The 12,928-nt window shown below is 55.1% G+C and carries 8 protein-coding genes; all 8 read right to left on the reverse strand.

Features of this window, described 5'->3' with window-relative positions:
- Positions 1–2: 2 nt before the first annotated feature.
- The 8 genes from rplC to rplL all read right to left on the reverse strand — a co-directional run bounded on the left by rplC (position 3) and on the right by rplL (position 12,864).
- Positions 3–686 carry a 50S ribosomal protein L3 gene (gene rplC, locus AC3B6F_RS03485; protein WP_023943130.1) on the reverse strand — a complete coding sequence of 228 codons (684 nt, stop codon included), beginning with the start codon at positions 684–686 and terminating at the stop codon, positions 3–5.
- 10 nt (positions 687–696) lie between these two features.
- Positions 697–1,005 (reverse strand): 30S ribosomal protein S10, encoded by a 309-nt coding sequence (gene rpsJ, locus AC3B6F_RS03490; RefSeq protein WP_007282720.1) that lies wholly within the window; start codon positions 1,003–1,005, stop codon positions 697–699.
- Between the two features lie 120 nt (positions 1,006–1,125).
- Complete coding sequence (tuf, locus tag AC3B6F_RS03495; protein WP_023943132.1) at positions 1,126–2,316, reverse strand: elongation factor Tu; 1,191 nt, start codon at positions 2,314–2,316, stop codon at positions 1,126–1,128.
- Between the two features lie 113 nt (positions 2,317–2,429).
- Complete coding sequence (rpsG, locus tag AC3B6F_RS03500) at positions 2,430–2,906, reverse strand: 30S ribosomal protein S7 (protein WP_010502156.1); 477 nt, start codon at positions 2,904–2,906, stop codon at positions 2,430–2,432.
- Between the two features lie 12 nt (positions 2,907–2,918).
- Positions 2,919–3,290: a 30S ribosomal protein S12 gene (rpsL, locus tag AC3B6F_RS03505; RefSeq protein WP_010502158.1), complete on the reverse strand. Its 372-nt coding sequence runs from the start codon at positions 3,288–3,290 to the stop codon at positions 2,919–2,921.
- A 387-nt stretch (positions 3,291–3,677) separates the two neighbouring features.
- A complete protein-coding gene (gene rpoC, locus AC3B6F_RS03510) occupies positions 3,678–7,994 on the reverse strand; it encodes a DNA-directed RNA polymerase subunit beta' (protein ID WP_489823390.1) in 4,317 nt (1,438 codons plus the stop codon).
- An 80-nt stretch (positions 7,995–8,074) separates the two neighbouring features.
- Positions 8,075–12,247, reverse strand: coding sequence for a DNA-directed RNA polymerase subunit beta (gene rpoB / locus AC3B6F_RS03515; protein WP_489823391.1), 4,173 nt, complete (start codon positions 12,245–12,247; stop codon positions 8,075–8,077).
- A gap of 242 nt (positions 12,248–12,489) precedes the next feature.
- Positions 12,490–12,864, reverse strand: a complete 375-nt coding sequence (gene rplL / locus AC3B6F_RS03520; RefSeq protein WP_489823392.1) for a 50S ribosomal protein L7/L12 — start codon at positions 12,862–12,864, stop codon at positions 12,490–12,492.
- Positions 12,865–12,928: the final 64 nt, after the last annotated feature.

Here is a 12,928-nt window from a genome sequence, read left to right on the forward strand (position 1 = left end):
CCTCAACCGGCGGCCGCCACGACTGCAGCCGGATACGGCGCATCGGCATGGCGTGCCTTCTTGATTGCATCGCGAATCAGCACAACGCTGTTTTTCGCACCAGGAATCGCGCCTCTGACCATAATCAGATTACGCTCTTCATCCACGGCAGCCACTTCAAGGTTCAGCGTGGTAACACGCACATCACCCATGTGACCTGCCATCTTCTTGCCCTTGAAGACCTTGCCAGGATCCTGGCGCTGGCCCGTAGAACCATGAGAACGATGGCTGATGGACACGCCGTGGGAGGCTTCAAGACCAGCGAAGTTATGACGCTTCATAACACCCGCAAAGCCTTTACCCTTACTCTGACCCGTGACGTCAACTTTCTGCCCAACCACGAAATGGTTCGCAGACAGCTTCGTGCCGGCCTCAAGCAGAGCATCTTCCGCAACGCGGAACTCTACGAGGGTCTTCTTCGGCTCAACCTTGGTACGGGCGAAGTGGCCACGATTTGCCTTGGTGACATTTTTCACCTTGGCATTACCAAGACCGAGCTGAACGGCGGTATAGCCATCTCGTTCATTCGTGCGAGCGTCTACAACCTGAACTTCGTCAAGATGCAGAACTGTCACAGGCACATGAGTGCCATCTTCCTTAAACAGCCGGGTCATCCCCAGCTTTTTTGCAATCAATCCGGTACGCATCGTCTGGACCTTAGAGTTTGATCTCGACATCAACGCCAGCGGCGAGGTCGAGCTTCATGAGGGCGTCCACGGTCTGCGGGGTCGGCTCGACAATGTCGAGCAGCCGGCGGTGAGTCCGAATTTCGAACTGTTCGCGGCTTTTCTTATCCACGTGTGGCGAACGGTTCACCGTGAACCGTTCGATATGCGTCGGCAGCGGGATCGGACCCCGAACCCGCGCACCCGTACGCTTCGCCGTGTTTACGATCTCTTTGGTACTGTTGTCCAGCACGCGATGATCGTACGCCTTAAGGCGAATGCGGATGTTCTGGTTGTCCATAGTCTTAATTCGTCCAACTCAAAAATTCGGGTCTCGTCCTACTGCCATTGCATCTGAAAGGGAACCCCGGCCAGAAATAAATCTGGCCGGGGCTTCCATATCAACGGCGAAACGCAGGACTTAGGCGCTAATGGAAGAAACCACGCCTGCACCCACGGTGCGTCCACCTTCGCGAATTGCGAAACGCAGACCTTCGTCCATGGCGATCGGAGCAATCAGCTCGACATCCATAGCGATGTTATCCCCCGGCATGACCATTTCCGTGCCTTCCGGCAGCGTCACGACGCCCGTGACGTCGGTCGTGCGGAAATAGAACTGCGGGCGATAGTTCGTGAAGAACGGTGTATGACGACCACCCTCTTCCTTCGTGAGGATGTATGCCTCAGCCTTGAACTTCTTGTGCGGCGTGATGGAACCCGGCTTTGCAAGAACCTGGCCACGCTCAACGTCTTCACGCTTCGTGCCACGAACCAGTGCACCGATGTTGTCACCAGCTTCACCGCGATCAAGCAGCTTGCGGAACATTTCAACGCCCGTGCAAGTCGTCTTCGTCGTGTCCTTAAGACCAACGATTTCAACTTCGTCACCAACGTTGATCACGCCACGCTCGACACGACCCGTCACAACCGTACCACGACCAGAAATCGAGAACACGTCTTCGATTGGCATCAGGAACGGACGGTCAACCGGACGCTCCGGCTGCGGGATGTACGTGTCAACGGCTTCCATCAGCTCAAGAACGCGATCTTCACCAATGGTGGCATCGCCGTCTTCAAGCGTTACAAGAGCAGAGCCCTTAACGATGGGGATATCGTCGCCAGGGAACTGGTAGGAAGACAGAAGTTCGCGAACTTCCATTTCCACGAGCTCGAGAAGCTCCGGATCGTCAACCTGATCAACCTTGTTCAGGAAGACAACCAGAGCCGGAACACCGACCTGACGTGCCAGCAGGATGTGCTCACGTGTCTGCGGCATCGGGCCGTCAGCAGCGGACACAACCAGAATTGCGCCATCCATCTGAGCGGCACCCGTGATCATGTTCTTCACATAGTCAGCGTGACCAGGGCAGTCGACGTGAGCGTAGTGACGGTTCTTCGTCTCGTACTCAACGTGAGCCGTGGAAATGGTGATACCACGTGCACGCTCTTCAGGAGCTGCGTCGATCTGGTCATACGCCTTAAATTCGGCGCCGCCGCTCTTCGCAAGTGTCTTGGTGATTGCAGCAGTCAGCGAGGTCTTGCCGTGGTCGACGTGACCAATGGTGCCGATGTTGCAGTGCGGCTTCGTCCGCTCGAATTTAGCCTTTGCCATCGTCTATCTCCAAAACCCTGCCTCCCACGAGGCAGAGATAAGACTGAAAGTTCTTTCCAGTGAGCATCCGGTAGATTCCCGAATGCTGCCGGAAGCCCTTTAGCGGGTTCTGATTACCAGCGATAGTGGCTGAATGCCTTATTGGCTTCAGCCATACGGTGGGTGTCTTCGCGCTTCTTTACAGCAGCGCCACGATTATTGACCGCGTCCATCAGTTCGTTGGACAGGCGCTCCTGCATCGTGTTCTCACCGCGCTTGCGGGAGGCATCAATCAGCCACCGGATCGCCAGAGCCTGACGGCGCTCAGCGCGCACTTCAACAGGCACCTGATAGGTAGCACCACCAACACGACGTGAACGGACTTCAACAGCCGGCTTCACGTTGTCCAGAGCCGAGTGGAACATAGCCACTGGGTCAGCAGTTGCACCACCACGGTGACGCAGAACCTCAAGCGCACCGTAAACGATGCCCTCGGCGGTGGATTTCTTTCCATCGTACATCAGAGCGTTCATGAAACGCGTAATGACGATGTCTCCGAACTTCGGATCGGGAAGGATCTCGCGCTTTACGGCGCGGTGACGGCGACTCATTCCAAATACCTCTTACTTCGGACGCTTCGCGCCATACAGCGAACGACGCTGACGACGCTTTGCGATGCCCTGCGTGTCGAGCACGCCTCGCAGGATGTGATAACGCACACCAGGAAGATCCTTCACGCGGCCACCACGGATCAGCACAACGCTGTGCTCCTGAAGGTTATGACCTTCACCCGGAATGTAGCTCACGACCTCATACCCGTTGGTCAGACGCACCTTGGCGACCTTACGCAGAGCGGAGTTCGGCTTCTTTGGCGTTACCGTGTACACGCGCGTGCAAACGCCACGCTTCTGGGGGCATCCCTGTAGTGCAGGGACCTTGTTCCGCTTTGCGGCCGGCTCACGGCCGTTCGCGATCAACTGGTTGATGGTCGGCATGCGCCCTTCCCAATCCTTGTCCTATTCCGGACAGAAAGCACCAGACTTTCTGCCATGACATTTTATTCAAATCGACATGCGGCTGAACCGCCTGCCTATCCCACATTTGGAAAGGGAAACAGCCAAAGCCATTTCCCTCCTTTTGTAGCCTGCGGCCTTGGCATTCCCTGAAAACAGGTTAGCGGCACCACATGCGATTCTTTGTCTTCGACGGCTTTAATTTCGCCTCTTCAGGCGGGAGTAGCCGAGGGCGCGGAACCTACGAAGGGTTCCGCGCTGAGTCAAGTGTTTCGGCCAGAAATGAACCGATTCTGAGAAGAGAGTTCCCGGAATCGGCACATTTATCCTCTCTGCCCTTCCTTTCAGAAGAGAACAGAGAGGTTTTCATCACTCTGCTGCGTCTTCCACTTCGGCCGCGGAACGGCCGACACGATGGCGATCCTGACTGGCAGCGATGCCGCGAAGACGGTTCATAACGCTACCCGTACCTGCCGGGATGAGACGACCCACAATCACGTTTTCCTTGAGGCCATTGAGCGTATCGACCTTGCCGGACGTAGCGGCGTCGGTAAGCACGCGTGTGGTCTCCTGGAAGGAGGCTGCAGAGATGAAGGACTGCGTCTGCAGGGAAGCCTTGGTGATACCCTGGAGCACCGGCATAGCCGCTGCTGGAGTATCGCCATTCTCTTGAAGACGCTGGTTTTCGATCTCGTATTCGATCCGATCAACGGTTTCGCCAATCAGATAGGTCGAATCACCTGGTTCAAGAATTTCAACCTTCTGCAGCATCTGACGAACAATGACCTCAATATGCTTATCATTGATCTTCACGCCCTGCAGTCGATAGACATCCTGAATTTCATTGACCAGGTAATCCGAAAGCGCTTCGACACCCATGACCTTCAGAATGTCATGCGGCACCCTCGGACCATCGACCAGTGGGTCACCCTTCTGAACAAAGTCGCCTTCCTGGACGGAAACGTGCTTGCCCTTCGGGATAAGGTACTGGGTTTCTTCGCCGGTTTCGTCATTTTTCACAATGACACAACGCTTGGACTTGTAGTCCTTACCAAACTCAATACGACCATCGCCTTCGGCAATGATTGCATGATCCTTTGGACGACGCGCCTCAAACAGTTCGGCAACACGCGGCAGACCACCGGTAATGTCACGCGTTTTGGAGCCTTCACGCGGAATACGGGCAAGAACGTCACCAGCATGAACTTCCGCACCATTCTCAATAGACAGAATACTGTCTGGCGAGAGGAAGTAGCGGGCGTCATTACCATTGGCGAGCTTGACCACATTGCCTGCAGCATCTTTGAGCTGCAGGCGCGGACGAAGATCCACACCTTTGGAAGCCTGCTTGTAGTCAACCACAACCTTGGAACTGAGGCCTGTGACCTCATCCATACGCTCGACGAGCGTGATGCTGTCGATCAGGTCAAGGTATTCGACTGTACCCGCCTGCTCGGTAATGATTGGCAGGGTGTACGGATCCCACTCGGCCATTTTCTGGCCACGTGCAACCGCTTCGCCCTCACCCACCATCAGTCGCGCACCATAGGGCACACGATAACGAGCACGCTCAACGCCATTCTCGTCGGTCAGCAGGATTTCGCAGTTACGCGACATCACAACTAGAACCTTCTGAGAGTTTTCGACCACGTTGCGATTCTTAATCGTCACAACACCGTCGCGAGATGCCTCAACCATGGACTGCTCGGCACCACGCGTAGCCGCGCCACCAATATGGAAGGTACGCATCGTAAGCTGTGTACCTGGTTCACCGATGGACTGTGCGGCGATGACACCGACAGCTTCACCAATGTTCACGGGTGTACCGCGAGCAAGGTCACGACCATAGCAGTGTGCACAAATTCCGACGCGGCTATCACATGTGAGAACCGAACGGATTTCCATGCTTTCGACACCAGCCTTTTCGATGAGCTCTGCTTCGGGCTCTTCGATCAGTGTGTTGCGAGGCAGAAGGACTTCGTGCGTCACCGGATGCAGCACATCCTTGGACGCCGTACGACCCAGAATACGCTCGGAAAGAGATGCAACGACTTCACCGCTGTCCATCACCGCACGAACCGTCAGACCGCGCTCTGTACCGCAATCAGGCTCAACAATGATGCAATCCTGTGCAACGTCAACAAGACGACGTGTCAGGTATCCAGAGTTCGCGGTCTTCAGAGCCGTATCAGCAAGACCCTTACGGGCACCGTGACTTGACGTGAAGTAATCAAGAACCGACAGACCTTCTTTGAAGTTTGCGATAATCGGCTGCTCGATGATCTCGCCCGAAGGCTTCACCATCAGACCGCGCATACCCGCAAGCTGCTTCATCTGAGCCGGCGACCCACGAGCACCAGAGTGGCTCATCATCCAGACAGAGTTTGTCGGCTTGCCAATGACCTGCTTGGAGATTTCCTTCAGCATGGCTGCCTGCACTTCGTCCGTGCAACGCGACCAGGCATCAACCACCTTGTTGTAGCGCTCGCCAGCCGTGATCAGACCATCCTGATACTGCTGCTCAAACTCCTTGACCTCTTCCGATGTCTTGCCAACCAGCGTTGCCTTCTCGGCCGGAATGATCATGTCATCTTTACCGAAGGAAATACCAGCACGCGCAGCATGCTTGAAACCAAGGCCCATGAGACGGTCACAGAAGATCACAGCTTCCTTCTGACCACAGTGACGATAGACCGTATCGATGACATCAGACACGTTCTTCTTCGTCAGCTGCTTATTGATCAGACTGAACGGAATCGCGGGATGCTTCGGCAGGATCTGCGCAATAAGCGCACGTCCCGGCGTCGTCAGAATCGTCTGGCGGATCGGGTTACCGTTTTCATCAACGGTCGGAAGACGCAGACGGATCTTGTCATGAAGCTGCAGAGAACCAGCGAGCATGGCGCTCTCGATTTCTGCCACATCAGAATAAGCCGGTGGAGCAGCCTTGACGACCTTACCACCTTCAATGACGGCCTCATCCGGTGTCTCGCGATACTCAGGAACTTCAAGACTCAGATAGTACAGCCCCAGAACGATATCCTGAGACGGCACGATAATCGGCTTGCCGTTTGCAGGGCTGAGGATGTTGTTCGTAGACATCATCAGCACGCGCGCTTCGAGCTGCGCTTCGAGCGACAGCGGAACGTGCACGGCCATCTGATCGCCGTCAAAGTCGGCATTGAACGCGGTGCAGACCAGCGGGTGAAGCTGAATCGCCTTACCTTCGATCAGTGTTGGCTCGAACGCCTGAATGCCAAGACGGTGAAGCGTCGGGGCGCGGTTCAGCATCACGGGATGTTCACGGATAACCTCTTCAAGGATATCCCAAACTTCCGGACGCTCCTTTTCCACCATGCGCTTTGCAGCTTTGATGGTGGTGGCGTGACCGTACTTCTCCAACTTGGAGTAGATGAACGGCTTGAAGAGCTCAAGCGCCATTTTCTTCGGAAGACCGCACTGGTGCAGCTTCAGCTCCGGACCGACCACGATAACCGAACGACCAGAGTAGTCGACGCGCTTACCGAGAAGGTTCTGACGGAAACGACCCTGCTTGCCCTTCAGCATGTCAGACAGGGACTTCAGCGGCCGCTTGTTGGCACCCGTAATCGCACGCCCGCGACGGCCGTTATCGAACAGTGCATCAACAGCTTCTTGAAGCATACGCTTTTCGTTGCGGACAATGATATCCGGCGCACGAAGTTCGATCAGACGCTTCAGACGGTTGTTACGGTTAATGACGCGACGGTAAAGATCGTTCAGATCGGACGTTGCGAAACGACCACCATCCAGCGGCACCAGCGGACGAAGTTCCGGCGGGATTACCGGAATAATGTCCATGATCATCCAGTCCGGACGTGAGCCACTCTCAACGAATGACTCAACGAGCTTCAGACGCTTGACCAGCTTCTTGCGAGCAGCTTCAGACGTAGCCTTGCGCAGCTTCTTGCGCATCATCGTCTTCTCGGAATCGCCTTCCATGACTTCAGCGTCATAGTCGAACGGATCTGGAAGACCCTTGGCCTTGGCAGCCAGACTCAGCTCACGCTCTTCGGCGTTCGGAATGCCCCAGTCATAGCTGGACAGCGCACGCTTGATCGCCTCGGCACCGATCCCAACATCAATGCCAGCATCTGGATATTCGTCGAGCAGATCTTCGCAGCGGATTTCATCGAGAAGATACTGATCGCGCTTCTTGCCATTCTTGTAAGAGTCGATCTGATCGGAATCACAGACCCCCTTATCGAGAATAAGAAACTTCTCGAAATACAGAACGGGTTCGACGTCCTTCAGCGGCAGATCCAGCATCGTGGCGATACGGCTCGGCAGCGACTTCAGGAACCAGATATGTGCAACAGGGGAAGCAAGTTCGATATGCCCCATGCGCTCACGGCGCACCTTGGCAAGCGTAACCTCAACGCCGCACTTTTCACAGACAATGCCGCGGAACTTCATCCGCTTGTACTTACCGCACAGGCATTCATAGTCCTTGATAGGACCAAAAATGCGTGCGCAGAAAAGCCCGTCACGCTCTGGCTTGAACGTACGGTAGTTGATGGTCTCCGGCTTCTTGATTTCGCCGTAGGACCAGGAGCGGATCTGCTCACTGGAAGCAAGCTGGATCTTGATCTGATCAAAGCTGACTGATTGACCAGCCTGACCCAAGATTTTCATGAGTTCGTTCATGCGCCGAAACCCCAATGTGCACCGCAGCGTCCCGCGGGCACTTCAAAATTGAACCGTGAAGCGAGAGGGGAGCGAGACAATTAAATCTCGCCCTGCTCGAGTTCGACATTCAGGCCGAGAGACTTCAGTTCCTTGATCAGAACGTTGAAGCTCTCCGGAATGCCGGCTTCGAAGTCGTCCTGCTCGCGCACGATAGCCTCGTAGACCTTGGTACGGCCGGAAACGTCATCCGACTTCACCGTCAGCATTTCCTGCAGCGTATAAGCCGCACCATATGCTTCGAGCGCCCAGACTTCCATTTCACCAAAGCGCTGACCACCGAACTGTGCCTTACCACCCAGCGGCTGCTGTGTGACCAGAGAGTACGGACCGATGGAACGTGCATGAATCTTGTCATCGACAAGGTGATGCAGCTTCAGCATGTAGATGTAACCGACGGTGGTCTGGCGTTCAAATGTCTCGCCCGTACGACCATCGATCAGCTGAGACTGACCCGACTTGTTCACACCGGCCTTTTCCAGCATGCCTTCGATGTCCGGGATGGAAGCACCATCGAACACCGGGGTAGCAATCGGAAGACCCTTGCGAAGGTTGTTGGCCAGCTCGATGAGCTGCTCGTTTGGCAGAGTAGCAACGTCGGTTTCGAAGATTTCGTCCCCATACACGTCCCGCAGACGATCAAGCAGTTCCTGCTTGCGCTCACCAGTCCGCTGATACTCGTCAACCATCTCACCGATGCTTGCACCGATATTGGCACAAGCCCAACCCAGATGGGTTTCAAGGATCTGACCGATGTTCATGCGCGACGGCACACCCAGCGGGTTCAGAACGATATCAACTGCCTGACCATTCTCAAGGAACGGCATGTCTTCGACAGGAACGACGCGGGAAACGACACCCTTGTTACCGTGACGACCGGCCATCTTGTCACCCGGCTGAAGCTTACGCTTCACGGCAACGAAGACTTTAACCATCTTCATCACGCCAGGCGGCAGTTCATCACCGCGCTGCAGCTTTTCAACCTTGTTGTCAAAGCGCGCAGTGATGCGACGAACAGCTTCATCAAACTCGGAACGCAGTGTTTCGAGTTCAGCAGTCACCTCATCAGAAGAGACCGAGATGTTGCGCCATGCCGCACGAGGATGCTCATCCAGAACTTCAACCGTGATCGGCGTACCGGAACGAATTCCCTTGAAGCCAGCACCAGCAACCTGGCCAACCAGACGCTCACGCAGACGATTGTGGAAACTACGCTCCTGAATTGAACGCTCGTCATCACGATCCTTGGTCAGACGCTCGATCTCAGCGCGCTCGATCGCCATCGCACGCTCGTCCTTGTCGACGCCACGACGCGAGAAAACGCGAACATCAACAATCGTACCGGTCGTGCCAGGCGGCAGCTTCAGGGACGTATCCCGAACATCCGAAGCCTTTTCACCGAAAATGGCGCGAAGAAGCTTTTCTTCCGGCGTCATCGGGCTTTCACCCTTTGGCGTTACCTTGCCGACAAGAATATCACCCGGATTAACCTCGGCGCCGACATAGACAATGCCTGCCTCGTCAAGGTTACGAAGAGCTTCCTCACCGACATTCGGAATGTCGCGTGTGATTTCTTCCTGACCCAGCTTCGTATCACGAGCCATGACTTCAAATTCTTCGATATGGATCGAAGTAAAGACGTCATCGCGTGCAATACGCTCGGAAATGAGGATTGAATCCTCAAAGTTGTAACCGTTCCAGGGCATGAACGCGACAAGCACGTTACGACCCAGAGCCAGTTCACCAAGCTCGGTGGACGGACCATCAGCAATGATGTCACCAGCATGAACCGTGTCACCAACCTTCACCAGCGGACGCTGATTGATGCAGGTAGACTGGTTCGAACGCATATACTTGCGCAGACGATAGATATCGACACCCTGCGTCGAACCCGTATCATCAGTCGCACGGACAACGATACGTGCACCATCGATCTGATCGATAATGCCACGACGCTTGGCAACGATCGTCGCACCGGAGTCACGTGCAACAGCCGCTTCCATGCCCGTACCAACCAGCGGGGCATCAGCCTTCACCAACGGAACAGCCTGACGCTGCATGTTTGCACCCATGAGTGCACGGTTGGCGTCATCGTTCTCTAGGAACGGAATGAGAGCCGCCGCGACAGACACAAGCTGCTTCGGGGAGACGTCGCAAGCCGTAACCTGCTCAGGCGGAACAACACGGAAGTCACCAGACTTACGAACGGAAACCAGCTCGTCCGTCAGGTGGCCATCGGCGCTCTGCTTAGCATCAGCCTGTGCAACAACAAGCTTCTCTTCTTCCATGGCGGAAAGATATTTCCAGCCATCCTGAAGAACGCCATCCTTAACCAAACGATACGGCGTTTCGATGAAGCCGTACTTGTTGACCTTGGCATACGTCGAGAGCGAGTTGATCAGACCGATGTTCGGACCTTCAGGCGTCTCGATCGGGCAGATACGGCCGTAATGCGTCGGATGCACGTCACGAACTTCGAAGCCTGCGCGCTCACGGGTCAGACCACCAGGGCCAAGCGCCGAAAGACGACGCTTATGCGTCACTTCGGAAAGTGGGTTGGTCTGATCCATGAACTGGCTGAGCTGTGAGGAGCCGAAGAACTCACGCACTGCAGCAGCAGCCGGCTTCGCATTGATCAGATCATGCGGCATGACCGTATCAATATCGACCGAACCCATACGCTCACGAATGGCACGCTCCATACGGAGCAGGCCGACGCGATACTGATTTTCCATCAGTTCGCCGACAGAACGAACACGACGGTTACCAAGGTTATCAATATCGTCGATCTGACCGCGACCATCCTTCAGGTCGCACATGATCTTAATCGTACGCAGGATATCTTCCTTGCGCAGCACACGGAGGGTATCCGGCGCATCGACATCGAGACGCATATTCATCTTGACACGACCAACAGACGACAGATCGTAGCGGTCCTGATCAAAGAAGAGACCACGGAACATCGCTTCAGCGGTTTCCTTGGTCGGCGGCTCACCTGGACGCATGATGCGATAGATATCGATCAGCGCTTCATCGCGGCTGGTATTTTTGTCAACGGAAAGCGTGTTGCGGATCCACGGACCATGCGAACCGTCGACCGAAAGCGTAGGAAGTTCCGTAATGCCAAGTTCTTCAAGGGCGACAAGACGATCTTCCGTCAGTTCCTCACCAGCTTCACCGTAGATCTCACCTGTGTGCTCATTGACAAGATCATAGGCAAGATAGCGACCAAGAACATCCAGGCGACCTACCTGAACCACCCGGGTCTTTTCCGCAATCTTGCGGACCATACGAGCGGTCAGCTTAGCGTCTGCCTCAGCGACCACTTCACCCGTGTCAGCATCAACCAGCGGGCTGAGCAGCTTCTGGCCACGGAATGCTTCTGGCTCGAAAGGACGGGCCCAGCCATCCCCCATTCGGGTGAACGGAACCATGTCATAGAAGTAGGACAGGATTTCATCCTGATCCATACCGCGAATGTCGAGACCTTCGACATCTCCGCCTTCTGCAATCTTCTGGTCACGCTGCGCAATGTAGTTCGCACCTTCAAGTGCGTACAGAAGCGTCGTGACGGGAAGCTTACGCTTGCGATCGATACGAACGTAGATCAGGTCCTTGGCATCGAATTCGAAATCGAGCCATGAACCACGATATGGAATCACACGGGCAGCAAAGAGATACTTACCCGAAGAATGCGTCTTGCCCTTATCGTGATCGAAGAAGACACCTGGGCTACGATGCATCTGAGATACGATGACGCGCTCGGTACCGTTGATAATGAAGGTACCGTTGTCTGTCATGAGCGGCATATCGCCCATGTAAACCGGCTGTTCCTTCAGATCATGAATGGAGCGCGAACCCGTATCTTCATCAATGTCCCACGTCGTAAGACGCAGAATGACCTTCAGCGGCGCTGCGTATGTCAGACCACGCTGAATGCATTCCTCAACGTCGTACTTCGGTTCTTCGAACTCGTAAGATACGAAGTCCAGACGACCGCGACCAGCAAAGTCATTAATTGGGAAAACCGAGCGGAAAACTTCCTGCAGACCGGAGTTCTGACGTGCGTCAGGACTCACATTCATCTGCAGGAACGCCTCGTAGGAGGCGCGCTGCACATCGATCAGATTGGGCATCGGCGCAATTTCGGGAATGCGCCCGAAGCTTTTGCGGATCCTCTTGCGTCCCGTGAACGATTTGGTGATCGCGTTCATCTATCTTGCCCTCTGCACCAGACCTTCGAGTCGCCCGGGACTTCGCTGACAGACAACCGCCTGACACGACACGGACGACCGGAACGACCGGCTTTCAGTAATTTCAATACGTGGCGAGCCGCGTATTATACTCTTATTTCCACCAACGGCAAATCGGGCGGGAACCGCATGCGATCCCCGCCCTATCCGTCTGCTTTCGCAGAGACCGCCCTCTCAGAGAGAAAACGGCCCGATCAAGTTGATTACTTGATTTCGACCTTGGCGCCGTTGTCTTCCAGGGTCTTCTTGATCTTCTCGGCTTCGTCCTTGGACACGCCTTCCTTGACGGTCTTCGGTGCGCCTTCAACCAGGTCCTTGGCTTCCTTCAGACCCAGACCCGTGATGCCACGGATTTCCTTAATCACGTTGATCTTCTTGTCGCCAGCAGCGGCCAGAACAACGGTGAATTCGGTCTGCTCTTCAGCCGGAGCTGCACCAGCAGCCGCACCAGCAGCAGCAACTGCAACAGGAGCAGCAGCAGAAACGCCCCACTTCTCTTCGAGAAGCTTGGAAAGTTCAGCAGCTTCGAGAACGGTCAGAGCGGACAGCTCTTCAACAATCTTTGCCAGATCGGCCATGGTCTTATCCTAAGTGATGCACTGTTTGAATGGGTTCAAATCTACGCCGCAGCGTTGATTTTAC

This window comes from Gluconobacter sp. ESL1110 (genome assembly GCF_058107395.1).